This is a genomic window from Paracoccus yeei ATCC BAA-599 (assembly GCF_000622145.1).
Taxonomy (GTDB): Bacteria; Pseudomonadota; Alphaproteobacteria; order Rhodobacterales; family Rhodobacteraceae; genus Paracoccus; species Paracoccus yeei.
The window spans coordinates 155,061-181,438 of sequence record NZ_JHWH01000008.1; the positions used below are offsets into that span (position 1 = coordinate 155,061).

Sequence of the window (26,378 nt, forward strand, 5' to 3'; positions counted from 1 at the left end):
TGCAAAAGCCGAAGCGCGTCAGGGCGCATCCATCGCCGCAAGCATCTCGGCATGATAGCGCAGCCGGGCCGGGCGCTGCGCCGCCTCGTGCCGGGCCAGCGCCTGCAGCCGCCGGGGATTGGGCGCGCGGTCCGCGGCATCGTCAAGCCGCTGCCAGATCGTCGCCAGCGCCGCCTCGACCGTCAGGGCCATGAAATCATGCGCTGCGGGCGAAGGGTCGGCTGCGGCCGCGACCTGCGCCCGCGCCCGCTGCCAGATCGCCGCCACCTGCGGATCGGTCAGGAAGGCGGCGAAGGCATCGGCGGCACCGGGCAGGCGCAGCAGGCGCGTCGCCAGCGTCTGGGCCTGGATGCCGTTCGCGCCCTCGTAGATCGCGGTGACGCGGGCGTCGCGCCAGACCTGTTCGACGCGGTATTCGCGCAGATAGCCGTAACCCCCCAGGATCTGGATGCCGAGGTCCGCGGCCTCGATCCCGGCGCGGGTGCCCGCCCATTTGCAGATCGGCGTCAGCATCTCGACCAGCGCGGGATCGTATTTGGCCTCCAGCGTCACGGCCGCAAGGTGGCACAGCGCGCGGGTGCCGATGGCCAGCGCCTCGGCCCGGTCCAGCATGCGGCGCACATCGGCATGGGCGGCGATCAGCGCGGGGCCATCGCCGCCGGGCGCGTGGCCCTGCCGCCGGGTTTCGGCATAGGCGCGGGCGATATGGCCGGCGCGCGCGGCATGGGCCACGCCCTGCAGGCCCACGTCCAGGCGGGCGTGATTCATCATGGTGAACATGGCGCGCAGCCCATCGCCCTCGGCGCCCAGCAGCTCGGCCGGGGCGCCGTCGTAAAGCATCTGGCAGGTGGGCGAGGCATGCAGGCCCAGCTTCTCCTCGATCCGGGTGACGCTGATCGGAGCGCGGGCGCCGGCTTCGTCATGCGAGGGGACAAGGAACAGGGACAACCCGCGCGTGCCACTGCCGGCCTCGCCGGTGCGTGCCAGCACCAGGTGCAGGATGCGGGGGGTCAGGTCCTGGTCGCCGCCCGAGATGAAGATCTTTTCGCCCTCGACCCGCCAGCCCGCGCGGTCGCGGCGCGCGCGGCAGCGGATGCCCGACAGGTCCGATCCGGCCCCGGCCTCGGTCAGCGCCATGGTCGCCAGCCATTCGCCCGAACCGAGCCGAGGCAGCCAGCGCTCCTGCTGCCCGGGCGTGCCGAAATGGCCGATGGTGCGGGCCGCGCCGGGGACCAGCGCCGTGACCATCTGCAGCGCGTGGCTGGCGCCGGCAAAGATTTCGCTGGTCGCGGCCAGCACCGGACCGGGCATGGCCTGCCCCCCGGCGGCTTCGGGCAAAGCCAGCGCGTGCCAGCCCTGTTCCACGAAGGCGCGATAGCCCGGGATCATGCCGTCGGGCATCCGCACCCGGCCGCCGACCAGGGTGCAGCCCTGCCGGTCGCCGGGCTCGTCGGCGGGAGCGATGGCGCCTTCGGCGAAGCGGGCGAACTGGGTCACGACCTCGCGCACCAGATCCGCGTCCCAGTCGGGCAGGCGCGCGGCGCCGGCCACCTCCAGGGAAAACAGGATATCCTCGACCGGGGCCTGGAACGGTGTCATCGCATCTCCTTGAGCCCGAGCAGGCGGGCGGCATTGCCTTTCAGAATTCCTGGACGATTTTCAGGCTTTATCGGCAAAGCCTCGAATTCTTCGAGCCAGCCTTCGGGGGCGATCATCGGCCAGTCCGAGCCGAACAGCACCCGATCCCTGAGCAGCGTATCGGCATAGCGGACCAGGATCGGCGGAAAATACTTCGGCCGCCAGCCGGACAGGTCGATCCAGACATTGGGCTTGTGCGTGGCGACGGCCAGCGCCTCGTCCTGCCAGGGGAAGGACGGATGCGCCAGGACGATGGGCATGTCGGGAAAATCCACCGCGACGTCGTCCAGGTGCATCGGGTTCGAGTATTTCAGCCGCATCCCGTTGCCGCCGCGCATCCCGGCCCCCACGCCGGTCTGGCCGGTGTGGAACAGCGCCGGCAGGCCCGCCTCGGCAATCGCCTCGTAAAGCGGATAGGCCGTGCGGTCGTTGGGATAGAAGCCCTGCATCGTCGGGTGGAACTTGAAGCCGCGGATGCCGTGATCGGCGATCAGGCGCCGCGCTTCGCGCGCGCCCATGCGGCCGCGGGCCGGGTCGATCGAGGCGAAGGGGATCAGGATGTCCGAATGCCGGGCGCAGGCTTCGGCCACCTCTTCGTTGGCATAGCGGCGATAGCCGGTCTCGCGCTCGGCATCGACGGGAAAGATCACCGCCGCGATGTTCTGGGCCCGGTAATGCGCGGCGGTCTGGTCGATGGTCGGCGGGTGGGCCCATGGCGCGCGGAAATAGCGCGCCATGGCCGATTGCAGATCGTCGTAGCCATCATCGGCATGGCAGCCGCAGGGCTCTTCGGCATGGGTGTGAAAGTCGATGGCCCGCACGGCCGCCAGGTCGATCATGGCGCGCGATCCTCGGTCAGGACGGTCCGGCCATCGGGATCGGTCACGGTGATCCTGTCGCCGATCGTGATGGCGGTCAGGTCCTGGCCCAGCAGCACGGCCCCGTCGAAGCCGGCCCTGGCCTCGGCGACGATGGCCGCGCCGATCTGCTCGCGCGTCATGCCCGGCGCCCCGCGCGAGACGATATGCGAAAACACCGCCACGCGCGGCTTGGCCAGGGCAAAGATCCGGCCGGCTTCCTCGGGCGTGGTATGATGGTCCAGGACGCCCTGATAGCTGGGAAACTTCCGGATCATCGACGGGTCGATATAGGCGACCTCATGGACCAGCAGGTCGGCGCCCCGGGCGGCCTCTGCCACGCGCGTGTCATAGCGGGTGTCGCCCGAGATGACGACGGATTTGCCGTCATGGTCGATCCGATAGCCATAGGCAGGCTTGATCCTGGGGCCGTGGTTCACCTCGAAGGCGGTGACGGTGACGCCGTTCCTGTCATAGACCGGGCCGGGGCCGATGTCGTGGGCGTCGAACTCCAGCCCTTCGGGGCCGATCTGCTCGTCCTCGATGCGGATGCGGCGATCCTCGGAAAAGGCGGCCGCCAGATGCGCGGCCATGTCCCGCGTGCCTTGCGGACCATAAAGCACAAAGGGCGTCTTGCGATTGCCGAAGGGCGTCGGCGTCCAGCCGGTCAGCCAGACGTCCGGCAGGCCGACGACATGGTCGGAATGCATGTGGGTGATGAAATGCGCGGTGATCGCGCTGAGCGGCACGTCGATCTGGGTCAGGCGGATGGTCGCGCCCCGACCCATGTCGAACAAGAGCTTTTCCGACCCCGCCTCGACCAGCGTAGACTGGCTGAAGCGGTCGGGGCTGGGCAGGGGGCTGCCCGTGCCAAGCAGGGTGACGCGGATGTCGCCGGCCTGCGCGGGGATGGCCGCGGCCAGCAGGATGGCGGTCGCAAGGCGTTTCAGCATGATGTGTCTCCGTATCCCGAAAGGCTCAGGCCGGAACGGGCGCGGCGCGGCGGCGCATCAGCAGCAGCACCGTGGTCAGGCCGGCGGCCAGCGTGATCGGCACCAGCGCCATCATCACGTCCGAAGGCGTGAAGCCTGCCGTGACCAGCGCCCCGGCCAGAAGCGGCCCGGCGATGGACCCCAGCCGCCCGACCGCGACGGCGGTGCCGACGCCGGTGCCGCGGATCTCGAACGGATAGCATTGCGGCGCGATGCCATAGAGGATGGCCTGCACGCACAGGATCGCGCCCCCGACCAGCGCGCCGCCCAGCAGCATCAGCGCCAGGTTCGCGGGCAGCATCGCCAGCATCAGAAGGGCCGCGGCGGCGGCGGCAAAGCACAGTGCCACCGGCGCCAGGGGCCGGGCGCGATCCAGCATCCGCCCGCCGATCAGGCTGCCGATGACGCCGCCGATGTTGAACAGGATCTGCACGGTCGAGGCCTCGGACCGTTCCAGCCCGCGCGACACCAGAAGCTGCGGCATCCAGTTCAGCAGCAGATAGACGACCAGCAGCCCCAGGAAGAACGACAGCCACAGCGCCGCCGTGGTCGCCAGCGTGCCCGGCGCAAAGACCTGCGACAGCGCGCCCCCGGCCGATTTCACCTGCGCCCTGACCACCGCAAGCGGCGGCAGCAGGAAATGCACGAAGGGCACCAGGATCAGCGGCAGGATGCCACCGATCAGGAAGATCGGATGCCAGTCGCCGCCGTGCAGGCCCAGCATCGACACGCCGCTGGCGATGGCGCCGCCCAGCGGGATGCCGGCATACATGATCGAGACCGCCTTGCCGCGATTGGCGGGATCGGTGGATTCCGCGGCGATGTTGACCAGGTTCGGCAGCGCCCCGCCCAGGCCCACGCCGGTCAGGAAGCGCATGACCACGAGCTGCTCGAAGGTCGCCGTATAGGCGGTGGCGATGGAAAAGACGCCGAAGGCCACCAGCGCGATCACCAGCCCCGTGCGGCGGCCCCAGGCGTCGGCGATGCGACCGCCGGCCAGCGCGCCGAAGATCAGCCCGAAGGTGGCCGCGGAAAAGAACAGCCCGATCTGCTGCGGCGTCAGGCCGAAGGCGGGGGCCAGCTTGGGCACGGCGACGCCGGCGGCCTGCAGGTCGAAGCCCTCGATGACGGCGGCCAGAAAGGCAAGCGTCAGCGCCCGCCCCCCGCCGTGGCGGTGGTCGTTGATGGTCTTCATGGTTTCCTCCCTTGGGCGGGGCCTCTTCTCCCCGCGGATGTTGCGGCGGGGCCTAGCCTTCGCCGTCCTCTCTCCAGATGATCGCCAGCATGCGGCGCAACTCGTCGCGCTCTGCCAGGGTCAGGCCGGCCAGCATCCGATCCTCATGCGCGCGGATCAGGCCCAGCATGCGCTGCGCCTCCTCGCGGCCCTTGGCGGTCGGGAACAGGCGCTGGACGCGATTGTCCTCGGGATCGGCCTCGCGCAGGAACAGGCCGCGCGATTCCAGTTCGGCCAGAACCGCCACGATGTTGGCGCGCTGCATGCGCAGGCTGCGGCAGATCTCGGCCGCGCTGACGCCGGGCCGTTCCGTGATGGTCAAAAGCACGCTCATCGACACGGTGCGCAGGCCCGCCGCCTCAAGCGCGGCATTGGCGCCATGCAGGTCCCAGGCCGAAGCGCGCTTGAGGTGATAGCCGATCAGGTCGCGCAGTTGCAGGGGCGATTCGGCGCCGGTTTCTTGGGCTTTCTTCAAGAATTCTCCGGGCATGGCTGCCTCCGTAGGGTGCCTTCGATGGAGATGAAAATAATGCTATGCAATATAACAGTCAATCGCTATGTTTCATAGCAGTTAGCCCGGGGCGCGATTCGGTTCACGATGCGGGCAAACCCTTTTAGGGAGGAAAAGCATGAGCTTCGTCAGCATGAAAATCGCGGGTGCCGAGCGTGTCGCATCCGACGGGCGCACGTTCCGCCGCCTGAACCCGGTCACCGGCGCGGTGGCCAGCGAGGCGCCCGCCGCCAGCGTGGCGGACGCCAATGCCGCCGCCGATGCCGCGGCCGCCGCCTTTCCGGCCTGGGCCGCACTTGGCCCCAATGCGCGGCGCGCGGTGCTGCTGAAGGCTGCCGACGCGCTGGCCGCCAGGGGCGATGCCTTTGTCACCGCCATGGCCGAGGAAACCGGCGCGACCGAGCCCTGGGCGCGTTTCAACGTCGCCATCGCCTCCTCGATGCTGCGCGAGGCCGCCGCCCTGACCACCCAGGTCGCGGGCGAAGTGATCCCCTCGGACAAGCCCGGCTGCATCTCGATGGGCGTACGGGAACCGGCGGGCGTCTGCCTGGGCATCGCGCCCTGGAACGCGCCGGTCATCCTGGGCGTGCGCGCCCTGGCGACGCCGCTTGCCTGCGGCAATGCGGTGGTCTTCAAGGCCAGCGAGATCTGCCCGCGCACGCACGGCCTGATCGTCGAGGCGCTGGATGAGGGCGGCCTGCCGCCCGGTCTGGTCAGCCTGGTCACCAACGCCCCCGAGGACGCGGGCGAGATCGTCGGCGCGCTGGTCGATCATCCCGCGATCCGCCGCATCAACTTCACCGGCTCGACGAAGGTGGGCCGGATCATCGCCGAACGTGCCGCGCGGCAGCTGAAACCCGTGCTGCTGGAACTGGGCGGCAAGGCGCCGTTCCTGGTGCTGCGCGACGCCGACCTGGACGAGGCGGTCAAGGCCGCGATCTTTGGCGCCTTCTTCAACCAGGGCCAGATCTGCATGTCCACCGAGCGCATCATCCTGGCGCCCGAGATCGCGGACGACTTCGTCGCCCGCTTCACCGCCCGCGCCGCCGCGTTGAAGGCCGGCGATCCGCGCGACGGCAAGGCGCCGCTGGGCGCCGTGGTCGATGCCCATACGGTCGAAAAGGTGACGGCGCTGATCGAGGACGCCCGCGCCAAGGGCGCTGAGATCCATTCGGCGGGCGCGGCCGAGGGCGTGCTGATGCCCGCCCAGGTCGTGGACCGCGTGACGCCCGAGATGCGCATCGCAACCGAGGAAAGCTTCGGCCCGGTCGTCGCCATCTTCCGCGCCGCGGACGAAGACGACATGATCCGCATCGCCAACGACACCGAATACGGGCTGTCGGCGGCGGTGTTTTCGCGCGACGTGGCCCGCGCACTGACTGTGGTCGGCCGGATCAAGTCGGGCATCTGCCACATCAACGGCCCGACCGTCCATGACGAGGCGCAGATGCCCTTCGGCGGCACCAAGGCCTCGGGCTATGGCCGTTTCGGCGGCAAGGCCGGCATCGCCGAATTCACCGAACTGCGCTGGATCACCATCGAGACCCAGCCGGGCCACTACCCGCTGTAAACCGCCTGTCGCATCCCCGCCGCGACGCCCGCGCCGAACCCTCGGCGCGGCCCGGCACCGCACATCCCGAAAGGAACCCCAAAATGGCAAACGATCACGACACCGTCGCCTATGACGTGCAGGACGGCATCGCCTGGCTGCGCTTCAACCGCCCCGACAAGCGCAACGCCATGTCCCCCACCCTGAACCGCGCCATGATGGAGGCGCTGGACGAACTGGAATTCCGCGACGACGTGGGCGTTCTGGTGCTGACCGGCGAAGGCCCGGCCTGGACCGCCGGCATGGACCTCAAGGAATATTTCCGCGAGACCGAGGCGGATGGCCTGAAAGGCACCCGCAAGGCGCAGCGCGAATCCTATGGCTGGTGGCGTCGGCTGCGCTGGTACCAGAAGCCGACCATCGCCATGGTGAACGGCTGGTGCTTCGGCGGCGGTTATGGTCCGCTGTTCGCCTGCGACCTGGCCTTTGCGGCGGATGAGGCAAAGTTCGGCCTGTCGGAAATCAACTGGGGCATCCTGCCCGGCGGCGGCGCGACCAAGGTGGCGGTGGAACTGCTGCCCTTCCGCAAGGCCATGTATCACGCCATGCTGGGCGAGCCGATCGACGGCCAGACAGCCGCCGACTGGGGGCTGGTCAACGAATCCCTGCCGCTGGCGCAACTGAAGGACCGCGTGACCGAGGTTGCCCGCAAGCTGCTGGAGAAGAACCCCGTCGCGCTGAAGGCCACCAAGGATGCCGTGCGCCGCGTCGGCCTGATGACCTATGACGAGGCCGAGGATTACCTGGTTCGCGCCCAGGAGGCCGCGAACAGCTACGACAACGAAGGCCGCAAGGAAGGCATCCGCCAGTTCATCGACGAGAAATCCTACAAGCCCGGCCTGGGCGCCTATGACAAGAGCCGGCAGGGCTGAGACCGGGCAGGGAGGAGGACACCATGCTCGATTTCATCTCGCCGGACCCGGTCGCGCTGCACGCGCGGCTGCGGCCCGAGGCGCTGGCCGCCGTCGATCTGGCGACCGACCGGCGCTGGCGCTATCGCGATCTCGACTGCGACATCCAGCGCGCCGTCGCGGTCCTGACCAAGGGCGGCGTCACCCGGGGCGACCGGGTGGCGGCGCTGGCCCGCAACAGCGTGCATCAGGTCATCCTGCAGCAGGCGCTGATGCGCATCGGCGCGATCTTCGTGCCGCTGAACTGGCGGCTGTCGCTGCCGGAACTGGGGCGGCTGATGCTGGACTGCATGCCGCGCCTGCTGGTTTCGGATCAGGAGACGCCCGAGCTGTCGCCGGGCTGTTCGGCGATGACCATGCAGGACTTCGCCGCCGCCGTGGACGCGGCAGGTCCCGCGCCGCGCTGTCCGCCGCATTCGGGCATGGATTGCTGCATCATCCTTTACACCTCGGGCACGTCCGGGACGCCCAAGGGGGCGATGCTGACCTCGCAGTTCCTGCTGGCGACGGCGGTGAACTTCAACGTGCTGGGCGAGGTCGATACCGGGGCGATATTCCTGTGCGACAGCCCGATGTTCCATGTCATCGGCATCGTCACCCAGATCTGGCCGCCGCTGTTGCGCGGCGGCAAGATCCTGGTTTCTCCCGGCTTCGACCCTGAGCGCACCAACGACCGGCTGGGCGACGCAGAATTCGGCGTCACGCATTACTTCTGCGTCCCGCAGATGGCCGAGGCGCTGCGCCATGCCCCGAACTTTGCCCCCGACCGCTGGACCAGCCTCAAGGCGCTGTTCACCGGCGGCGCGCCGAACCCGCCCGCGCATATCCGCTGGTGGCTGGACCAGGGCGTGCGCATGGTTGACGGTTATGGCATGACCGAGACGGGGACCACGCTGGGCATGCCGCTGAACCCCGACCTGATCCGCGACAAGGCTGGCGCGGTCGGGTTGCCGGGTCCGCTGACCGCGGTGCGGCTGGTCGACGAGCAGGACCGCGACGTGCCGGACGGCACGGCGGGCGAGGTTCTGGTCTTTGGCCTGAACGTCATCCCCGGCTACTGGAACCGCCCCGAGGAACGCGACCGCGCCTTTACCGCCGACGGCTGGATCAGGACCGGCGACATCGGCATCCGCGACGGCGACGGGTTCATCAGCATCGCGGATCGCAAGAAGGACATGTTCATCTCGGGCGGCGAGAACGTCTATCCGGTCGAGGTCGAGGCCGCGCTGGTCGAACATGCCGCCGTGCGCGAGGTGGCGGTGATCGGCATTCCCGACGACCGCTGGGGCGAGGTCGGCTGCGCCTTCATCGTGCCCGCGCAGGGCGCGAACCCGGCGCCCGAGGAACTGGCCCTGCATTGCCAGCGCCTGATCGCCCGCTACAAGGTGCCCAAGGAATTCCGCGTCGTGGACAGCCTGCCCCGCACCGGATCGGGCAAGGTGATGAAGCACGTGCTGAAACAGGGCCTCTGACGGCCCTGCGCAATGCGCCGAGGCGGTGACGGATCGCCCCGGCGCATTGCGTTGAAAGACGACCCCACGGCGGTTCCGGCGATATGTCGGGACCGCGCAACTGCTTTTTGGGACGCGCGGCGTCGACCGGCGACATTCACGCCGAGAGTCGGTCTGACTGTACCGATTGGCTGCGCTGCGGGCCTGTGGGCCGGCTTCCCCTTGATGGACAGCGCCACATCGAGTTCGGCCAGCCGTGATGCGAACGCGCGTCGATGGCGTGGGTATCGAGAAATCCTCCTGTTGTTTCTTTCGGGAAGGTGGCTGAGCTCGTTTGCCCGGAGGGTGGCGGAGCGCCGTTGACCGCGCGCAGGACGTTGTGCTGGTCCTCGCCTTCTGATCCGTCTTTCCGGAAGATGCCGGAACGGCGGGATAGTTGTAAAGAGATTAAGTTTTTTACAAGCCCGACAATCAAAATAATATATAATAAAAATCAATACTTTAATCTAAAATACCCAAAGAGGTACATTCAAAGAAAACGGACTTGTTGACAACATGAGCGGTAATGTGCATGGTTCCCTCCATTGCTTGGCAGGAGGGCCGGGCTGCTTTGGAGGTTTCAATGAACAAGCTGACCCAAGGGGTCGCCATCGCGGCGGCAACGTTTGCTCTTGCCGCATCGGCTCAGGCCGACGACTACCCCAGCCGGCCGGTCGAGGTCATCGTGCCCTATGCGGCCGGTGGCGGCACCGACCTTTCCGTGCGCATCATGGCCGAAACCCTGCAGAAATATCTGCCGAACTCCACCGTCGTGGTGCGGAACGTGCCGGGTGGCGGCGGGTCCATCGGCACCGGCCAGGCGCTGAGTGCTCCTGCCGACGGCTACACGCTGGGTACGGGCGCGCAGGGGCCCATCGCGTTGCTGCCGCACTATGGCTCGACCACCTATACCCTGGACGATGTCGACTTCATCGCCATGATGGGCCGCAACCTCAAGGTCGTGATGGCCTGCAAGGGCGCGCCCTTCTCGACGTTCGAGGAATTCATCGACCATGCCAAGGCCAACCCGGGCGCGACGCTTGTCGGCAACTCGGGGGCGGGTGGCGCCGACCACCTGGCGATCGAGGCCTTCGGCAAGATCTCTGGCACCAGCTATGAGCCGGTCCCCTTCGGCGGCGCGTCCGAGGCGCTGACCGCCTGCGCCGGCGGCCATATCGACGCCGTGACCTCAACGCCCGCCGAGGCCAAGCCGCATGTCGAATCCGGCGCGATGAAGCCGCTGTTCATCATGGAAGCCAAGCGGATCGACACCTTCCCCGATGTGCCGACCGCCGTCGAGAAGGGCGTCGATTTCACCTGGTCGTCGTGGAAGGGCATCATCGCGCCCAAGGGCCTGCCCGATGACGTGCGCGCCACGCTGGCGGGCGCGCTGGAAAAGACCTTCCAGGACCCCGATTTCGTCAAGAAGATAGATGAGATGGGCGAGTTCGTCGATTACCGCGACGGCGCCGGCTATTCCGAACTGGCCCATGCCGACAGCGCGATGGCCGAAGGCGTCATCCGCGATCTCGGCATGTACGGGATGAACAAGTAACCGCCGTCGCGCCGGCGCGTGGCCCGGCGCGGCCATCCACCTGCATTCCACACAAGGCATCCCATGACGCGCAGTCAGATTCTTCTTCGCAATCAGGACGTGCTGGCGGGCCTGCTGTTCCTGGTCATCGCCGGGATCGTCGCCTGGGGTGCGCATCACCTGCCGATGGGCAGCGGCGTCCGCATGGGGCCGGGAATGTTCCCGATGATCCTGTGCGGCCTGCTGGCCTTTCTGGGCCTGCTGACCCTGGTCGAAGGGCTTCGCAGCGCCACGCCCGAAAACGCCACCGCGCCGCTGGCCTGGGGCCGGATGCTGGTCATCTGCGGCTCGGGCGTGTTCTTCGCGCTGACGCTGGCGCCGCTGGGCCTGCCAGCGGCGATCTTCGGCACGGTGCTGATCGCCGCCTCGGCCAGCCGCCAGTTCCGCCTGGTGCCCGGGCTTGGCCTTGCCGCCCTGGCCGCCGTCGTCGGCTGGCTGATCTTTGCCGAGGCGCTGGGCCTGCCGTTCCGGCTGGTGGGGCCCTGGCTGCAGTTCGGGGGTGCGGCATGACTCTGATCGCTGATCTTGGCCTGGGTTTTTCGACGGCGCTCAGCCTGACGAACCTGCTTTACTGCTTCCTTGGCGCGCTTGTCGGAACGCTGATCGGCGTGCTGCCGGGGCTTGGCCCGGTCGCGACCATCGCCATGCTGCTGCCGCTGACCTTCGGGTTGGACCCGGTGACCGCGCTGATCATGCTGGCCGGCATCTTCTATGGCGCGCAATACGGCAGTTCGACCACCGCGATCCTGATCAACCTGCCGGGCGAGGCGTCCTCGGTCGTGACGGCACTGGACGGCTACAAGATGGCGCGGCAGGGGCAGGCCGGCAAGGCGCTGGCGACCGCCGCGCTGGGGTCGTTCTTTGCCGGTTCGGTCGCAACGCTGATCATCGCGACGATGGGACCGCTGCTGTCCGGCGTCGCGCTGAGCTTTGGCCCGGCCGAGTATTTCTCGCTGATGCTTCTGGGACTGGTGGCCTCGGTCGCCATGGCCTCGGGGTCGGTCGTCAAGGCGCTGGCGATGATCGTGGTGGGCGTCATCCTGGGGCTGGTCGGACAGGACATGTACACCGGCGCATCGCGGCTGACCTTTGGCCAAAGCGAACTGCTGGACGGGCTGGAGTTCGTCGCCATCGCCATGGGCCTGTTCGGCCTGGCCGAGATCTGCCAGAACCTCGAAGACGAATCCGCCCGCGCATCCTCGGTCGGCCGGGTCGGTTCGCTGCTGCTGACGCGCGAGGATTTCCGCCGCATCGTCAAGCCGGTGCTGCGCGGCACGGGCATCGGCTCGGTCCTGGGCATCCTGCCCGGCGGTGGCGCCACCATCGGCGCCTTCGCGGCCTATCTGCTGGAAAAGCGCGTGTCCAAGACGCCCGAGCGTTTCGGCAACGGCGCCATCGAAGGGGTTGCCGCGCCCGAAAGCGCCAACAACGCCGGGGCGCAGACCAGCTTCATCCCGCTTCTGACGCTGGGCATTCCGGCCAATGCGACCATGGCGATGATGGTCGGGGCGCTGATCCTGCACGGCGTCACGCCGGGTCCGAACATCATCTCGACCGAACCGGCGCTGTTCTGGGGCCTGATCGCCAGCATGTGGATCGGCAACCTGATGCTGGTGGTGCTGAACCTGCCGCTGATCGGAATCTGGGTCAAGCTGCTGTCGGTGCCTTACCGCATGCTGTTTCCCATCATCGTCGCGCTGTGCTGCGTGGGCGTCTATACGGTCAGCAACAGCACCTTCGACGTGATGCTGATGGTCGGCTTCGGTCTGCTCGGCTATGTCTTCATGAAACTGGGGTGCGAACCCACGCCGCTGCTGCTGGGTCTGGTCCTTGGCCCGATGCTGGAGGAAAACCTGCGCCGCGCCATGCTGACGGGCAGGGGGGATCCGACCGTGTTCGTGACGCGGCCGATCTCGGCCACGCTGCTGGCCCTGGCTGCCCTGTGCCTGGTCATGATGCTGCTGCCCAAGGTCCGCAAGACTCGCGAGGTCGCGTTCGAGGAATGAGCCCGAAGCCAGGGGGCGCGCCGCCCGCGCTGGCGCTGATCGCCGACGACCTGACCGGCGCGCTGGATGCCTCGGCACCCTTCGCGGCCCGGGGGCTGCGGGTGTCGGTGGCGCTGGGGCCCGACCATGTCGCGGCGGCGCTGGCCCGCGCCCCGGACATCCTGGCCGTCACCACCGCCAGCCGCGAGATCGACCCGGTCTCTGCCACCGCGGCCGTGCGCCGCGCCGCGCAGGCGCTGCCGCCGATGCGGATCTTCAAGAAGGTCGACTCGCGTCTCAAGGGCCATATCGCGGCCGAGCTGGACGCGCTGTCCTTCGACAGCGCGCTGGCGGCGCCGGCCATTCCCGAATTCGGCCGCGTGGTCCGGGGCGGCCATGTCGAGGGTTTCGGTGTCGATGCCCCGATCGACGTGCGGGCGGTGCTGGGCCATCACGCGGCCAGCGCCGAGGTGCCCGACACGGTCACGCAGGGGCAGATGGCGCAGGCGGTCGCGGCCTCTGACGCCGATCTTCTGATCGGGGCGCGCGGTCTTGCCGATGCGCTGGCGGCGGGGATGACCGGGAACGCGGCGGCCGCCACGGCCCGTCTGCCTGGCCCCTGCGGGCTGTTCGTCATCGGCTCGCGCGATCCGATCACGCTGGCGCAGGCCCGGGCGCTGCGGGACCGGCCCGGTACCGTCTTTGTCGGTGCGCCCAATGGCCATGCCCCGGCGCTGCCCAGGGCGTCCTGCCTGCTGGTTCAGGCGCTGCCCGGGGAACGTCCCGCCAGCGGCACCGAGGTCGCCGCCAACCTGGCCGCCGCCGTCCTGCCGTTGCTGCGCCCCGGCATGGGCACGGCCCTGCTGTGCGGTGGCGCAACGGCCGAGGCGGTGCTGGCCCGTCGCGGCATCCATTGCCTTGACGTGCTGGGGGAATGTCTGCCGGGGCTGGTGGTTTCTTCGGCGGACGGCTTGACGATTCTCACAAAATCCGGCGGTTTTGGGGGGCAGAACAGTTTGTTGCGCGTTGCGGACATGATCGACAAGGGCAGGCCATGAACAGCGAAAAGGTTGTGGGGCGCAAAAGTCTGGGGGATATCGTCTTTGATCGCATCCTGCGCTCGATCAAGTCGGGCGCCTTCGCCCCGGACGAACGCCTGCCCACCGAACACGATCTTGCCGCCGAGTTCGAGGTGTCGCGCCCCATCGTGCGCGAGGCGTTGCAGCGGCTGCGCGATCAGGGCCTGATCTATTCCCGGCGCGGCGCGGGAAGCTTCGTTCGCTCGGTCGGGCTGAAGCAGCCGCTGGGCTTCGGCCAGCTTGAAAACGTGGCCGACCTGCTGAACTGCTACGAGTTCCGCCTGACGCTGGAGCCCGCCGCCGCCGCCTGTGCGGCGGAACGCCATGACGACGGCACGCTGGACAGCATCGCGCAGGCGCTGGAGTTGATGCGCGACGCGACCAACCGCCAGTCCCACCGCGAGGATGCGGATTTCCAGTTCCACCTTGCCATCGCGCGGGCCAGCGAGAACACCTATTTCGCGACCGCCATGGAGGCGCTGAAGGACCATATCGCGGTCGGCATGCGGTTTCACGGCGCATCGGTCAAGCGTGAGACGAGCGGCCTGGCCAAGGTCTTTGACGAGCATCGCTGCATCTATGAGGCGATCCGCGACGGCAAGGCCGACCTGGCGCAAAGTCTGATGCACCAGCACCTGATCGGCTCGCGCGAGCGGCTGTTCGAACGCAAGCGTCCCGGTGCGGTGGTCGCCTGAGGGGCGGCCAAGACGCCTGCCGCGCTGGAATGCCGGCCAAGACTGGATTATTTTCCAGATCGGATTGGATGGCCGGCCCCGCTCCCGCGGGCCGGCCGATCCGGTTTCGTGGCCTTAGTAGGCGGCGCGATAGATCGCCAGCACGTCCTCGGCGCTCATGTCCCGGGGGTTGTTGTCCATCAGGCGGCGGATGGCATGGGCGTCGCTGGCAAAGCGCGGCAGCTGATCCCTGGCCGCGCCATGGGCGGACAGCCGCATTTCCACCCCCAGGTCCGCGCAGAACCCATGCGCGGCGGGCAGAAGCTCGGCGCCCGAAAGGCCAAGGGCCGTCGCCACTTCGGCGGTCTTTTCCGGCACCGCGCTTTCGTTGAAGGCCAGCACATGCGGAAAGATGATCGCATTGGCCAGTCCGTGCGGCAGGTGCAGCAGCGTGCCCAGCGGATAGGCCAGCGCATGACCGGCGGCGGTGTTCACCGGCCCCAGGCAGATCCCGCCATAGAACGAGGCCAGCATCATCCCCTCGCGCGCCTCGGTATCCGATCCGTCGCGCACCGCGCGGGCCAGGTAGCGGCCGACCAGCGCGATGCCCATGCGCGCAAAGCCATCGATGACCGGATGGGCGTTCTTGTTGGTAAAGGCCTCGACGCAATGGGCCATGGCGTCGATCCCGGTGGCGGCGGTGACGGCAGCGGGCACGCTGAAGGTCAACTCGGGGTCCAAGACGGCCAGGTCGGCCAGCAGATGGGGGCTTTCGACGGCGATCTTGTTGCCGACGCCCGGGTCGGTGATCAGGGCGCGGATGCCCGCCTCGGACCCGGTGCCGGCGGTGGTCGCGACCTGCGCCAGCGGCGTGCGGCGGCCCGCGACCTTGTTCGGTCCGGCGACATCGGCCAGCGTCTGCGCGCCGTCCCACAGGGCCGCCACCAGCTTGGCCAGGTCCATGACCGACCCGCCGCCCAGGCCGACGACCAGATCGGGCCGCGCGGCGCGGGCGGCCGCCATGGCCGCCTCGAAGCACGCGATGTCAGGTTCTCCCGGAATATCGTCGAAGACGGTGACATGGCCGTTTAGCCCCAGCCGCTCGACAAAGCTGGCGGTGTGCGGCGTGGCCAGCACGAAGACGCGCTGCGTCTCTTTGGCCCAGGGGCCGACCTTGGCGACGGCGCCGGCGCCGATTTCCAGACGCTTGGGCAAATGCAGGGTGATGTTGCGGGCTAATGACATGCGGGCCTCCCCCGGCGAACGTGATTGCGCCCGGATGGGCGAATGGCGCCGCCCATCTTTCGGGGCGGTGCGTTGAAATCCTCAGCCGCGCTTGCCGGCGACCAGCTTGCGGGCATAGGCGATGGCGGCGTTCATGTTGCCGTGGTTGGCAATGCCCTTGCCGGCGATATCGAAGGCGGTGCCGTGATCGACCGAGGTGCGGTCGATCGGCAGTTCCACCGACACGTTCACCGCATCGTCAAAGGCCACCAGCTTGATCGGGATATGCCCCTGATCGTGGTATTGCGCGACCACCAGGTCGAAGGCGCCGTTATAGGCGCGGTGGAACACCGTATCGGCCGAAATCGGGCCCGAGGCGTCGATGCCCTCGGCGCGGGCGGCCGCGACGGCCGGGCCGATCTGGTCGTCGTCCTCGGTCCCGAACAAGCCGTTTTCGCCGCAATGCGGATTGATGCCGGCGACCGCGATGCGCGGGCTTTCGATGCCGATGCGCTTCAGATGCGCATTGCCGGCGCGGATCGTGGCCAGCACCCGTTCGGTCGTGGCGCGCGCGATGGCATCCTTCAGCGACACATGGGTCGAGACATGGATCACCTTCAGCCGCTCCGACGCCAGCAGCATGTAGGCCGCCTGCGATCCGGTCAGGCTGCGCAGCATGCCGGTGTGGCCGTCGTAGTGGTGGCCGGCGGCGTTCAGCGCCTCCTTGTTGATGGGGGCGGTGACGATGCAGCCGATCCGGCCGGCCTCGGCGTCGCGCACGGCCTTCTCGATAAAGCGGAAGGCGGCGTCGCCCGCGGCGGGGGACAGCTTGCCCCAGGGCAGCGGCGCGCCCTCGACGGCCAGGTCCACCACGCGGCCGGTCAGGTCCACGTCGCAGCCGACGGCGGCCTTGGCCGCCTCGAGCGTCGCGCGGTTGCCATAGATCAGCGTGCGGTCGCGATCCTCGGGCGACATGCCGGCCAGGGCCTTGATGCTGATTTCCGGGCCGACGCCGGCCGGGTCGCCCATGGTGATGCCGATGATGTCGCTCATGAAGTCCTCGAAGGGGTTGCGGGCGCCCAGCCCGGCGCCAGCCGGACGTATTTGATGGCGCGGCGGTGATAGGTATAGGCGATGTGCAGGCTGCCATCCGTGCCTTCCAGCAGCCAGGGATAGGACAGCTCCTTGTTGCGGCCGTCGGTCGAATCGTTGCTGGTGCAGGTGCCGGGACCATCCTCGATCACGATGTGCTGGGGGAATGTCATACCGCCATCGCAGGACAGGCAGACCGCCACCGGCGCGCGCGGCACGCCCCAGACCGGGGTGCAGCCGCCCGTGGGGTCGGCATCGGGTCGGTCGTCGTCCTCGCCCAGCTCGTCGTAAAGCGAGGCGCGCCGGTCTGCCGAGGTTGCGGCGGAGGCGAGGTTGCAGATCACTGCCACGCGGCCATCGGCAAGGCGGGTCGCGGCAATCGAGGAATTGTTGTTCGGCAGATCGGTCGGCTGCGGCGCCGACCAGCTGAAGCCGCCGTCCAAGGACAGGCTGCGGTGCACCGCATCCGCCTGCCGGCGGCGATAGAAGGCGGGGATGGACCCATCCGGCAGCGGCACGGGGCTCATGTGGACCGAACCGACCGAATCCGGCACCTCCTGCAATTGCCAGGTGGCGCCGCCGTCGGTCGAGACGCCGACCGCCGCCACGTCATGGCTGCCGGTCCATTTCTGGCCCGGCCGCGGAACGCAGCGAAAGATCGGCAGCAGCCAGGCGCCGTCGCGGCGCAGCATGACCCGGCCGCGCACGAAGCAGCCGCGGGGCAGGTCGTCCAGGAACCGGCCGGCGCCCGGAAGCAGCCGCAGCGGATCTGCCGGATCGCGTGCCAGCGCCACCATGCGCACGCGGCACTGGTCCTGGTTCCCGGCCGGCTGCGAGGTGTGAAACAGCCACAGGCGCCCGTCCGGTGCGGCAAAGACCACCGGGTTCTGTTCGGAATGGGCGGGATCGTCGCTGATCTGCTGCGCCGGTCCCCAGGCGTCGGCGCCGGGCAGCAGCATCGAGGCATGGATCGAGATGTCGGATTTCCCCTCGAGCGTGCCGCCGAACCACAGGCACAGCAGCGCCCCGTCGTCGAACAGATGCAGGAAGGCCGCGTGGTTCTGGACCATGGGCGAGGGCAACAGCGCCTCGACCCGGCCGGGGGCCGTGGCCGAGAGCACCCCGGTCATGCCGCTTGCGATTTCTTCGGGTGACATGGGCCTCCTCCGCCTCGCGGACCGCCGCGATCAGGTCCAGAAACAGCATTCTTCACACAGTTGTCAAGTTGGTGTTTTTCGATTTGATTGCCAGTGGTATCGGTTTTGTCGAAAAATACCCGTATCTTACAATATATTAAATATAATCTTGACCCCTTATCCGGGAATGCGACCATCAAAACGTTGACAAATATTCCACACTGACTGCAATCTGCCCCCTGAGGAGAGGGCGCCATGAGTCACGGCGGAATGCGCCCAGCCGGATGTCCGGCGATCCGCAGCAGGTGGCGAACAGGTCCGCGGGAACGCCTTTGGCCGGCGCCAGCAAGGGGAGGAGACAATGGGAAAACGCATTCTTGCCATGGGCGCGGCGGCTGTGCTTGCCGGGCTTTCAGTGACGGTCGGGACGGCGCAGCCCGAGGGAACGGACATCAAGATCGTCCTGCCCGAGGATCTGGACCTGCTTGAACCCTGCATGGCCACGCGCTCGAACATCGGGCGGGTGATCTTTCAGAACGTCAGCGAGACACTGACCGAATACGACGCCCGCGAAGGCAGCGGCGGCGTCCTGCCGCGCCTGGCCGAGACATGGGAACAGATGCCCGATGGCTCCTGGCGCTTTCACCTGCGCCAGGGCGTGACCTTTTCGGACGGCAGCGGTTTTGATGCCCAGGACGTCAAGCATTCCTTCGAACGTGCCCTGAGCGACAAGATCAGCTGCGAGACGCCGCGCTATTTCGGCGGCATGACGGTCCAGGCGAATGTGGTCGATGACCATACCATCGACTTCAAGGCCGATCCGGTGCAGCCGATCCTGCCCCTGCTGATGTCCATGGTCACCATCGTCCCCGAGGAAACCCCGATCGAATTCGTGCGCGACCCGATCGGGACCGGGCCCTACAAGGTCACCGAATGGACCCCCGGCCAGCGTATCGTGCTGACGCGGCGCGACGGCTATTGGGGCGCCGAGCCCAAGGTGACCTCGGCCACCTATCTGGTGCGCTCGGACCCCGCCGTGCGCGCCGCCATGGTCCAGACCGGAGAGGCGGATCTGGCGCCCTCGATCTCGCTGGTCGATGCGACCAACCCGGAGACCGATTTTCCCTATCTGGACTCGGAAACCGTCTATCTGCGGCTGATGCACGACGTGCCGCCGATGAACGACGTGCGGGTGCGCAGGGCGCTGAACATGGCCATCGACCGCCAGGCCTTCATCGGCACGCTGCTGCCCGAGGGCGCCGAACTGGCCGTGGCCCTGTTCCCGCCGACCACCGCCGGCTGGAACCCGAATGTCAAGGTGCCCGCCTATGATCCCGAGGGCGCGAAGAAGCTGCTGGCCGAGGCCAAGGCCGACGGCGTGCCGGTCGACACGCAGATCAGGCTGATCGCCCGCACCGCGCAGTTCCCCAACATCACCGAAGTGATGGAGGCGATGCAGCAGATGCTGACCGACGCGGGCTTCAACGTGAAGCTGGAGTTCCGCGAGGTGGCCGAGCACGAGTCCTTCTACAGCAAGCCCTATCCCAAGGATCAGGGTCCCTACATGCTGGCCGCGATGCATGACAACAGCCGGGGCGATCCCGCCTTCACCATGTATTTCAAATACGACAGCGAGGGCATGCAATCGGGCATCGCGGACCCCAAGGCCGACGACCTGATCGCGCGGGCCTCGGCCGCGACGGGGGACGAACGGGCGAAGCTGTGGCAGGACCTGGTCGCCTATCTGCATGACGACGTGGTGGCCGATGTCCTGCTGTTTCACATGGTCGGCTATGCCCGGGTCAGCGAGCGGCTGGACTTCAAGCCCAGCATCGCCACGAACGGGCAACTGCAACTGTCGCAAATCGGCTTCAAGTAACCAGCGCCGCCCGGTCGGCCGATGCGCCGGCCGGGCAGGGGACGGGAGGCACCATGCTAGGCTTTCTCAGAAAACGTGCCGTCGGCAGCCTGATCTCGCTGGTCGGGTTGATCGTTCTGGTGTTCTTCCTGTCGCGGCTGACAGGCGATCCGACGGCGCTGTTTCTTCCGGTGGACGCGACCATCGAGATGCGCGAACAGTTCCGCGACCTGCACGGGCTGAACGATCCGCTTCTGGTCCAGTTCGGGCGTTACGTCGGCGATCTGATGCATCTGGATTTCGGCGACTCGCTGCGCAAGGCGCGCCCCGCCATCGAGGTGGTGATCGAGGCCTTCGCCTGGACGCTGCAACTGGCCGTCATCACCATGACCATCGTGACGGCGCTTGCCGTCGTCATCGGCTCGCTGGCGGCGTGGCGGGGCGGTCTTTTCGACCGCATCGCCTCGATCCTGGCGCTGATCGGCGCCTCGGCCCCGGATTTCTGGATCGCCATCGTCGGCATCGTGATCTTTTCGGTGTCGCTGGGCTGGCTTCCGACCTCGGGGACCGGGACGGTCTGGCACTGGATCCTGCCGATCTCGGTGCTGTTCATCCGGCCCTTCGGGCTGATCGTGCAGGTCGTGCGCGGCGCGATGATGACGGCGCTGAGTTCGGCCTATGTCAAGACCGCGCGGGCCAAGGGCGTGCGGGCGCGGCCGATCATCTTTGTCCATGCGCTGCGCAATGCGATGCTGCCGATCATCACCGTGATCGGCGATCAGGCGGCGGCCCTGCTGAACGGCGCCGTGGTGATCGAGACGATCTTCGGCTTTCCCGGCGTCGGCAAGCTGATGATCGATTCCATCCTGCAACGCGACTTCAACGTCGTCATGGCCGCGATCATGGTCACGGCGCTGGCGATCTTCCTGATGAACGTGCTGATCGACATCGCTTATGCGCTGCTCGATCCGCGCATCCGGCACTAAGGGGGCAGGGCAATGACCGATATCCCGATCGTGGAGGAACCCGGCGCGCTGCGGCGCTATGCCCGGATGCTGTGGGCCGACAAGTTCGCGCTGTGCGCGGTGATCTTTCTGCTGGTCGTGGTGCTGATGGCCCTGTTCGGCCCGGCCTTGATGGGTGATCTGGCGACCCGGCAGAACCTGCGCGGCCGCAACGCCCCGCCCTTCGATCTGTCGCGCGGCTGGGTCTGGTTCATGGGCGCCGATGCGCTTGGCCGCCCGCTGCTGGCGCGCATCGTGGTCGCGGCGCAGAACACGATGCTGGTCGCGGCGGGCGCGGTGCTGGGTTCGGCCGTCATCGGCACCACGCTGGGGCTGGTCGCGGGCTATGCCGGCAGGCGCACGGGCGAGGTCATCATGCGGCTGGCCGATATCATCATGTCCTTTCCGTCGCTGCTGCTGGCGGTGGTGGTGCTGTATATCCTTGGACCTTCGGTTCCCAACCTGATCATCGTCCTGGCGATCACCCGCATCCCGGTCTATCTGCGCACCACCCGCGCCGAGGTGCTGGAAATCCGCGAGCGGATGTTCGTGCAGGCTGCCCTTGTGATGGGCGCGCCCACGCAGCGCATCCTGTTCCGCCATATCCTGCCGGTGGTGATCCCCACGCTGACGACGCTGGCGACGCTGGATTTCGCCTTTGTCATGCTGGCCGAAAGCAGCCTGTCGTTCCTGGGCATCGGCATCCAGCCGCCCGAGATCACCTGGGGGCTGATGATCGCGCAGGGCAAGCAATACCTGACCAATGCCTGGTGGCTGTCGTTCTGGCCCGGCCTTGCGATCATACTGACGACGCTGTCCTTGAACCTGCTGTCGAACTGGCTGCGCATCGCGCTGGACCCCGTGCAGCGCTGGCGTCTGGAAATGAGGGGACGCAAGAATGACTGAGCACCTGCTGGAGGTCCGCGACCTTTCCGTCGAATTCCACACCGCCGCCGGCACCGTGAAAGCCGTCCAGAACGTCAGCTGGCACTTGGACCGGGGCGAGACGCTGGCGATCCTCGGCGAAAGCGGGTCGGGGAAATCGGTCTCGGCCTCGGCGATCATGAACCTGATCGACATGCCGCCGGGCAGGATCACCAGCGGCCAGATCCGTTTCGGCGGTCAGGACCTGCTGACGCTGTCCGACGAACAGCGGCGTACCGTCAATGGCCGCCGCATCGCGATGATCTTCCAGGATCCGCTGAGCCACCTGAACCCGGTCTATACCGTGGGCTGGCAGATCGCCGAGGCGATGACCACCCACGGCAGCGACCAGGCCCGCGCAAAGGCCGAGGCGCTGCGGCTTCTGACCCGTGTGGGCATCCCCGATCCCGCCGGCGCGCTGAAGAAGTACCCGCATGAATTCTCGGGCGGGCAACGCCAGCGCCTGATGATCGCCATGGCCCTGGCGATGAAGCCCGATGTCCTGATCGCGGACGAGCCGACCACCGCGCTGGATGTGACGGTGCAGGCCGAGGTGCTGTCCCTGCTTGAGGAACTGCAGGCCGAAACCGGCATGGGCATCCTGATCATTACCCACGACCTGGGCGTCGTCGCCGAGATCGCCGACCGCGTCGTGGTGATGAACGGCGGGGTGGTGGTCGAGACGGGCAGCGCCGCCCAGGTTTATGCCAATCCCAGCCATCCCTATACCCGCAAGCTGATCGGCGCCGCGCCGGGCAAGGGCGCCATGCACCAGCCTCTGCCTTCGGCGCAGCCGGTGCTGAGCGTGCGCGACCTGCGCAAAAGCTATGGCGGCTTCACCGCGCTGGACGGGGTCAGCTTCGACCTGATGCCCGGCGAGACGCTGGCCGTGGTGGGCGAATCCGGGTCGGGAAAGTCCACGCTGGCACGCATCCTGCTGCGGCTGGATCAGGCCGACAGCGGGCAGGCGCTGTGGCAGGGACGCGACCTGCTGAGCATGCCGCCGGCAGAGCTGTTCAAGCTGCGCCGCGATCTGCAGATGGTGTTCCAGGACCCGACGCAGTCGCTGAACCCGCGCATGACGGTCTTTCAACTGATCTCCGAGGCCTGGGTGATCCATCCGGACATCCTGCCGAAATCGCGATGGCGCGCCCGTGTCGCGGATCTGCTGGCGCAGGTCGGGCTGTCGCCCGAGCATGCCGCCCGCTATCCGCACCAGTTCAGCGGCGGCCAGCGCCAGCGCATCGCCATCGCCCGGGCCCTGGCGATGGAGCCCCGGCTGATCGTCTGCGACGAGGCGGTGTCGGCGCTGGATGTCTCGGTCCAGGCGCAGGTGATCGCGCTGCTCGACAAGCTGCGCCGCGACATGGGCATCGCCTTCATCTTCATCGCCCATGACCTGCCCGTGGTGCGCGACTTCGCCGATCACGTCATGGTCATGCAAAAGGGCCGGGTGGTCGAGATGGGGACCGTCCGGCAGATCTTCGACCACCCGCGCCAGCCCTATACGCAAGCCCTGCTTGCCGCCGGGCTCGACCCGGACCCCGCCGTGCAGGCCGCCCGCCGAAAGGCACGGCTGGCCCTTGCCCGATGAATCCCTGCGGCGGAACGACCCGCCCCTCTACCCGGAGCCCTTGATGACCAAAGAAGCCTTTGTCGCGCTTGTCACCTGTTTCAACGATGACGAGACGATCAATTTCGACGCCACCCGCGCGCAGGTGCGCCGCCAGGTGCAGGCCGGCAACAACATCATGTGCGCGGGGACCAACGGCGATTTCACCGCCCTGACCTATGACGAAAAGGTGGCGCTGACCGAGGCGGTGGTGGACGAGGTTGCGGGCAAGGCGCGCGTCATCGTCAACGCCGGCATGCCCGCCACCTTCGAGACGATCAAGCTTGCCCGCGAGTTCGACCGCATCGGCGTCGACGGCATCGCGGTCATCACGCCCTTCTTCATCGCCTGCACCCAGGACGGGCTGGTACGGCATTTCTCGGCCGTGGCGGATGCGGTGGAAACGCCGGTCTATTTGTATGACATCCCGGCCCGCACCCAGAACCATATCGAGCCCGAGACCGCCCGCGCCCTGGCTGGTCATGGCAATATCGCCGGGATCAAGGATTCGGGCGGCGCGCAGGACACGCTGGAGGCCTATCTGGCCGTCGGCCGCGAGGTCGAGGGCTTTGCGGTCTATTCCGGTCCCGACCATCTGGTGCACTGGTCGCTGCAGAACGGCGCGGCGGGCTGCATCTCGGGCCTGGGCAACGTGCTGCCCGAGGTGCTGGCCGGCATCATCCGCGCCTTCAACGCCGGCGATCAGGCCGAGGCGGCGCGCCAGCAGGAGATCTTCGGGAACTTCCGCAAGGATCTTTATGGCCTTGGCTATCCGCCCGCGCTGGTCAAGCGCGCGCTGTTCCTGATGGACAGTTCGGTCGGCGCCAGCCGCCAGCCCGCCCTGCTGCCCGACCCGGCCCAAGACGAAAAGATCCGCGAAATCCTTGTGAAATACGAACTGGTATAAGCCCATGACCGTCCTTTTGACCACCTCGCCCAGCTTCGGCCGCATCGGCCGCGTCGCCGCCAAGCTGGAGGAACTTGGCTGGGAACTGATCCGCTGCTCGGACCCGAAGCTGAAAGATGGCGGGGTCTGGGACCATATCGACCGCGCCGACTATCTGGTCGTCGGGCTGGTGCCCGCGACGGACGCCCTGCTGGAAAGGGGACCGCGCATCAAGGCCGTGCTGAAGCATGGCGTGGGCGTCGACAACATCGACATTCCGGCCTGCACCCGGCGCGGCCTGCCGGTGCTGAACACCCCCGGCGCCAATGCCGACGCGGTGGCGGAACTGGCTTTGGGGATGATGTTCGCCCTGGCCCGCAACATGCCCGCGGGCCATCAGACGGTGGTGACGGGCGGCTGGGACCGCAAGGTCGGCAGCCAGCTTGGCGGCAAGACCCTGGGCATCCTTGGCCTTGGCAACATCGGCCGCACCCTTGCGCTGAAGGCGCGGGGGCTGGGCATGCGGATCATCGCCTCGGACCCCTATGCCGATGCCGAATTCGCGACGGCGAACGACATCGAGCTGACCGACCTGGACGGGCTGCTGTCCCGTTCCGACTATCTGTCGCTGCACATCTTCGGCGGCAAGGACAATGCCGCGCTGATCGACGCCAAGGCCATCGCCCGGATGAAGCCCGGCGCGCGCCTGCTGAACCTGGCCCGCGGCGAGGTCGTCGATCTGGACGCGGTGTCCGAGGCGCTGCGTTCCGGCCAGCTGGGCGGGGCAGCCATCGACGCCTATGTGGTCGAGCCGCCGGACCGGAGCCACCCGATCTTTACCGCGCCGAACACGGTCTTCATGCCCCATAACGGCGCCGACACCGTCGAGGCGGTGGAAAACGTCGGCCTGATGAACATCGCCGACATTCGGGAACTGATGGCGGGCGGCCAGCCGCGCCGCGTCCTGAACCCGGAAGTCTTTGCCAAATGAGGACCGACATGACGATCAAAGCCGATATCCTGCGCGGTTTCTCGGCCGAGCTGTTCCGGGCCGCCGGGCTGGCCGATGACAAGGCCGAGGCCGTGGCGAAATACCTGGTCGAGGCCGACCTGATGGGCCACACGACCCACGGCCTGGCGCTGGCGCCCTGGTATCTGCAAAGCATCGCGGACGGGGTCATGACCCGCGACGGCACGCCCGAGACGGTCTCCGACAAGGGCGCCGCGATCTGCTGGCGCGGCAAGCGCCTGCCCGGCGCCTGGCTGGTCGCCCAGGGCGTCAAGCTGGCCTGCGCGCGGGCCCGCGAATACGGCACCGCGACGCTGGTCATCGGCGACAGCCACCACATCGGCGCGCTGGCCGCCTATCTGGAGGATGCGACCAGCCAGGGCCTGATGATCTCGATCGCCTCGTCGTCGCCCTCGGGGGCGCAGGTGGCGCCCTTTGGCGGGCTCAAGGGGGTGTTCACGCCCGACCCGGTGGCCTACGGCATCCCGACGCCGGGCGACCCGATCCTGATCGACATCTCGGCCTCGATCACCACGGTCAACATGGCGCAGCGCATGATCCGCGAAGGGCGCGTCTATGACCACGCCTGGGTGGCCGACGCCACGGGCAAGCCCACAACCGACCCCAAGGCGGTGCTGGAGGGCGGCACGCTGCTGCCGACCGGCGGGCTGGACCACGGCCAGAAAGGCTATGGCATGGCGCTGTCGGTCGAGGCGATCACCCAGGGGCTGGCGGGCTATGGCCGTGCCGATGCGCCCAAGGGGACGAATGCGGCGGTGACCATCTCGGTTTATGACCCGGCGGCTTTCGGCGGCGCGGAGGCCTTCCTGAAGCAGACCGGCTGGCTGGTGGATGCCTGCCTTGCCTCGCCCCCGCGCAACCCCGACCAGCCGGTGCGCCTGCCGGGGCAGGCGGCGCTGGCCCGCAAGCGCAAGGCCCTGGACCAGGGCGTCACCCTGTATCCCGGCATCCTGGCCGGGTTGATCGAACAGGCGGGCACGCTGTCCGTCGACGTTCCGGCCGTGCTGGCCGCCCACGAAGCCGCGTGAAAGGAAAAGC

23 protein-coding genes are annotated in these 26,378 nt (G+C 67.9%); 15 read left to right on the top strand and 8 right to left on the bottom strand.

Annotated features, from left to right (window positions below; all coding sequences use genetic code 11):
• Positions 1–18 precede the first annotated feature (18 nt).
• Genes BU28_RS0105965 through BU28_RS0105985 form a run of 5 tightly spaced genes read right to left on the bottom strand, consistent with a single transcriptional unit; the run spans position 19 to position 5,196 of the window.
• Positions 19–1,599, bottom strand: a complete 1,581-nt coding sequence (locus BU28_RS0105965) for an acyl-CoA dehydrogenase family protein (RefSeq protein WP_028718665.1) — start codon at positions 1,597–1,599, stop codon at positions 19–21.
• On the bottom strand, positions 1,596–2,477 hold the full coding sequence (locus BU28_RS0105970; RefSeq protein WP_028718666.1) for an amidohydrolase family protein: 882 nt from the start codon (positions 2,475–2,477) through the stop codon (positions 1,596–1,598). Before BU28_RS0105970 ends, BU28_RS0105965 begins: the two co-directional genes overlap by 4 nt.
• Positions 2,474–3,448: an MBL fold metallo-hydrolase gene (locus BU28_RS0105975; RefSeq protein ID WP_036762083.1), complete on the bottom strand. Its 975-nt coding sequence runs from the start codon at positions 3,446–3,448 to the stop codon at positions 2,474–2,476. The genes BU28_RS0105970 and BU28_RS0105975 overlap by 4 nt, the downstream gene beginning before the upstream one ends.
• Positions 3,449–3,473: 25 nt before the next feature.
• Positions 3,474–4,682: a 3-(3-hydroxy-phenyl)propionate transporter MhpT gene (gene mhpT / locus BU28_RS0105980; RefSeq protein ID WP_051577838.1), complete on the bottom strand. Its 1,209-nt coding sequence runs from the start codon at positions 4,680–4,682 to the stop codon at positions 3,474–3,476.
• 52 nt (positions 4,683–4,734) lie between these two features.
• A complete protein-coding gene (locus BU28_RS0105985; protein ID WP_157767377.1) occupies positions 4,735–5,196 on the bottom strand; it encodes a MarR family winged helix-turn-helix transcriptional regulator in 462 nt (153 codons plus the stop codon).
• A 154-nt stretch (positions 5,197–5,350) separates the two neighbouring features.
• Here BU28_RS0105985 and BU28_RS0105990 point away from each other — a divergent pair, with 154 nt between their 5' ends.
• The 8 genes from BU28_RS0105990 to BU28_RS0106025 all read left to right on the top strand — a co-directional run bounded on the left by BU28_RS0105990 (position 5,351) and on the right by BU28_RS0106025 (position 14,595).
• Positions 5,351–6,802, top strand: a complete 1,452-nt coding sequence (locus BU28_RS0105990) for an aldehyde dehydrogenase (protein ID WP_088239152.1) — start codon at positions 5,351–5,353, stop codon at positions 6,800–6,802.
• A gap of 83 nt (positions 6,803–6,885) precedes the next feature.
• The gene (locus tag BU28_RS0105995; protein ID WP_028718671.1) at positions 6,886–7,713 is read left to right on the top strand and encodes a p-hydroxycinnamoyl CoA hydratase/lyase; all 828 of its coding nucleotides are present in this window, start codon (positions 6,886–6,888) and stop codon (positions 7,711–7,713) included.
• 23 nt (positions 7,714–7,736) lie between these two features.
• Positions 7,737–9,224: an AMP-binding protein gene (locus BU28_RS0106000; RefSeq protein WP_028718672.1), complete on the top strand. Its 1,488-nt coding sequence runs from the start codon at positions 7,737–7,739 to the stop codon at positions 9,222–9,224.
• Positions 9,225–9,825: 601 nt separating this feature from the next.
• The gene (locus tag BU28_RS0106005; RefSeq protein WP_051577844.1) at positions 9,826–10,797 is read left to right on the top strand and encodes a Bug family tripartite tricarboxylate transporter substrate binding protein; all 972 of its coding nucleotides are present in this window, start codon (positions 9,826–9,828) and stop codon (positions 10,795–10,797) included.
• A 63-nt stretch (positions 10,798–10,860) separates the two neighbouring features.
• Positions 10,861–11,346: a tripartite tricarboxylate transporter TctB family protein gene (locus BU28_RS0106010; RefSeq protein WP_036762086.1), complete on the top strand. Its 486-nt coding sequence runs from the start codon at positions 10,861–10,863 to the stop codon at positions 11,344–11,346.
• A complete protein-coding gene (locus BU28_RS0106015; protein ID WP_028718675.1) occupies positions 11,343–12,842 on the top strand; it encodes a tripartite tricarboxylate transporter permease in 1,500 nt (499 codons plus the stop codon). Before BU28_RS0106010 ends, BU28_RS0106015 begins: the two co-directional genes overlap by 4 nt.
• On the top strand, positions 12,839–13,879 hold the full coding sequence (locus BU28_RS0106020) for a four-carbon acid sugar kinase family protein (protein ID WP_028718676.1): 1,041 nt from the start codon (positions 12,839–12,841) through the stop codon (positions 13,877–13,879). The genes BU28_RS0106015 and BU28_RS0106020 overlap by 4 nt, the downstream gene beginning before the upstream one ends.
• Positions 13,876–14,595: a FadR/GntR family transcriptional regulator gene (locus tag BU28_RS0106025; RefSeq protein ID WP_028718677.1), complete on the top strand. Its 720-nt coding sequence runs from the start codon at positions 13,876–13,878 to the stop codon at positions 14,593–14,595. Before BU28_RS0106020 ends, BU28_RS0106025 begins: the two co-directional genes overlap by 4 nt.
• A gap of 114 nt (positions 14,596–14,709) precedes the next feature.
• On the opposite strand, the gene BU28_RS0106030 is transcribed toward BU28_RS0106025, so the two are convergent.
• From BU28_RS0106030 to BU28_RS0106040, 3 genes are all read right to left on the bottom strand, one after another.
• Positions 14,710–15,819: an iron-containing alcohol dehydrogenase gene (locus BU28_RS0106030; RefSeq protein WP_028718678.1), complete on the bottom strand. Its 1,110-nt coding sequence runs from the start codon at positions 15,817–15,819 to the stop codon at positions 14,710–14,712.
• An 81-nt stretch (positions 15,820–15,900) separates the two neighbouring features.
• Complete coding sequence (gene pdxA / locus BU28_RS0106035; RefSeq protein WP_028718679.1) at positions 15,901–16,851, bottom strand: 4-hydroxythreonine-4-phosphate dehydrogenase PdxA; 951 nt, start codon at positions 16,849–16,851, stop codon at positions 15,901–15,903.
• On the bottom strand, positions 16,848–18,047 hold the full coding sequence (locus tag BU28_RS0106040) for a sialidase family protein (RefSeq protein ID WP_028718680.1): 1,200 nt from the start codon (positions 18,045–18,047) through the stop codon (positions 16,848–16,850). Before BU28_RS0106040 ends, pdxA begins: the two co-directional genes overlap by 4 nt.
• Positions 18,048–18,387: 340 nt before the next feature.
• Between BU28_RS0106040 and BU28_RS0106045 the strand changes: the two genes are divergently transcribed.
• The 7 genes from BU28_RS0106045 to BU28_RS0106075 are packed head-to-tail and all read left to right on the top strand — an operon-like array spanning position 18,388 to position 26,368.
• A complete protein-coding gene (locus tag BU28_RS0106045; RefSeq protein WP_028718681.1) occupies positions 18,388–19,905 on the top strand; it encodes an ABC transporter substrate-binding protein in 1,518 nt (505 codons plus the stop codon).
• 53 nt (positions 19,906–19,958) lie between these two features.
• The gene (locus tag BU28_RS0106050) at positions 19,959–20,870 is read left to right on the top strand and encodes an ABC transporter permease (RefSeq protein ID WP_028718682.1); all 912 of its coding nucleotides are present in this window, start codon (positions 19,959–19,961) and stop codon (positions 20,868–20,870) included.
• A gap of 12 nt (positions 20,871–20,882) precedes the next feature.
• Positions 20,883–21,794, top strand: coding sequence for an ABC transporter permease (locus tag BU28_RS0106055; RefSeq protein WP_036762088.1), 912 nt, complete (start codon positions 20,883–20,885; stop codon positions 21,792–21,794).
• Entirely contained in the window at positions 21,787–23,406 is a 1,620-nt protein-coding gene (locus BU28_RS0106060; RefSeq protein ID WP_028718684.1) for an ABC transporter ATP-binding protein, read from the top strand. Before BU28_RS0106055 ends, BU28_RS0106060 begins: the two co-directional genes overlap by 8 nt.
• Positions 23,407–23,449: 43 nt before the next feature.
• A complete protein-coding gene (locus tag BU28_RS0106065) occupies positions 23,450–24,331 on the top strand; it encodes a dihydrodipicolinate synthase family protein (protein WP_028718685.1) in 882 nt (293 codons plus the stop codon).
• A 4-nt stretch (positions 24,332–24,335) separates the two neighbouring features.
• On the top strand, positions 24,336–25,301 hold the full coding sequence (locus BU28_RS0106070) for a phosphoglycerate dehydrogenase (RefSeq protein WP_028718686.1): 966 nt from the start codon (positions 24,336–24,338) through the stop codon (positions 25,299–25,301).
• 8 nt (positions 25,302–25,309) lie between these two features.
• Entirely contained in the window at positions 25,310–26,368 is a 1,059-nt protein-coding gene (locus BU28_RS0106075; protein ID WP_028718687.1) for an Ldh family oxidoreductase, read from the top strand.
• Positions 26,369–26,378 lie beyond the last annotated feature (10 nt).

Bases quoted from the DNA above. Each gene is read 5' to 3' on its own strand.
- BU28_RS0106030 (WP_028718678.1), bottom strand. From the start codon at position 15,819: ATGTCATTAGCCCGCAACATCACCCTGCATTTGCCCAAGCGTCTGGAA.
- BU28_RS0106045 (WP_028718681.1), top strand. From the start codon at position 18,388: ATGGGAAAACGCATTCTTGCCATGGGCGCGGCGGCTGTGCTTGCCGGG.
- BU28_RS0106055 (WP_036762088.1), top strand. From the start codon at position 20,883: ATGACCGATATCCCGATCGTGGAGGAACCCGGCGCGCTGCGGCGCTAT.
- BU28_RS0106075 (WP_028718687.1), top strand. From the start codon at position 25,310: ATGACGATCAAAGCCGATATCCTGCGCGGTTTCTCGGCCGAGCTGTTC.
- BU28_RS0106015 (WP_028718675.1), top strand. From the start codon at position 11,343: ATGACTCTGATCGCTGATCTTGGCCTGGGTTTTTCGACGGCGCTCAGC.
- BU28_RS0105990 (WP_088239152.1), top strand. From the start codon at position 5,351: ATGAGCTTCGTCAGCATGAAAATCGCGGGTGCCGAGCGTGTCGCATCC.
- BU28_RS0105970 (WP_028718666.1), bottom strand. From the start codon at position 2,477: ATGATCGACCTGGCGGCCGTGCGGGCCATCGACTTTCACACCCATGCC.
- BU28_RS0105995 (WP_028718671.1), top strand. From the start codon at position 6,886: ATGGCAAACGATCACGACACCGTCGCCTATGACGTGCAGGACGGCATC.
- BU28_RS0106020 (WP_028718676.1), top strand. From the start codon at position 12,839: ATGAGCCCGAAGCCAGGGGGCGCGCCGCCCGCGCTGGCGCTGATCGCC.
- pdxA (WP_028718679.1), bottom strand. From the start codon at position 16,851: ATGAGCGACATCATCGGCATCACCATGGGCGACCCGGCCGGCGTCGGC.
- BU28_RS0106005 (WP_051577844.1), top strand. From the start codon at position 9,826: ATGAACAAGCTGACCCAAGGGGTCGCCATCGCGGCGGCAACGTTTGCT.
- BU28_RS0106010 (WP_036762086.1), top strand. From the start codon at position 10,861: ATGACGCGCAGTCAGATTCTTCTTCGCAATCAGGACGTGCTGGCGGGC.
- BU28_RS0106025 (WP_028718677.1), top strand. From the start codon at position 13,876: ATGAACAGCGAAAAGGTTGTGGGGCGCAAAAGTCTGGGGGATATCGTC.
- BU28_RS0106060 (WP_028718684.1), top strand. From the start codon at position 21,787: ATGACTGAGCACCTGCTGGAGGTCCGCGACCTTTCCGTCGAATTCCAC.
- BU28_RS0106000 (WP_028718672.1), top strand. From the start codon at position 7,737: ATGCTCGATTTCATCTCGCCGGACCCGGTCGCGCTGCACGCGCGGCTG.
- BU28_RS0106050 (WP_028718682.1), top strand. From the start codon at position 19,959: ATGCTAGGCTTTCTCAGAAAACGTGCCGTCGGCAGCCTGATCTCGCTG.
- BU28_RS0105965 (WP_028718665.1), bottom strand. From the start codon at position 1,599: ATGACACCGTTCCAGGCCCCGGTCGAGGATATCCTGTTTTCCCTGGAG.
- BU28_RS0106040 (WP_028718680.1), bottom strand. From the start codon at position 18,047: ATGTCACCCGAAGAAATCGCAAGCGGCATGACCGGGGTGCTCTCGGCC.
- mhpT (WP_051577838.1), bottom strand. From the start codon at position 4,682: ATGAAGACCATCAACGACCACCGCCACGGCGGGGGGCGGGCGCTGACG.
- BU28_RS0106070 (WP_028718686.1), top strand. From the start codon at position 24,336: ATGACCGTCCTTTTGACCACCTCGCCCAGCTTCGGCCGCATCGGCCGC.
- BU28_RS0105975 (WP_036762083.1), bottom strand. From the start codon at position 3,448: ATGCTGAAACGCCTTGCGACCGCCATCCTGCTGGCCGCGGCCATCCCC.
- BU28_RS0106065 (WP_028718685.1), top strand. From the start codon at position 23,450: ATGACCAAAGAAGCCTTTGTCGCGCTTGTCACCTGTTTCAACGATGAC.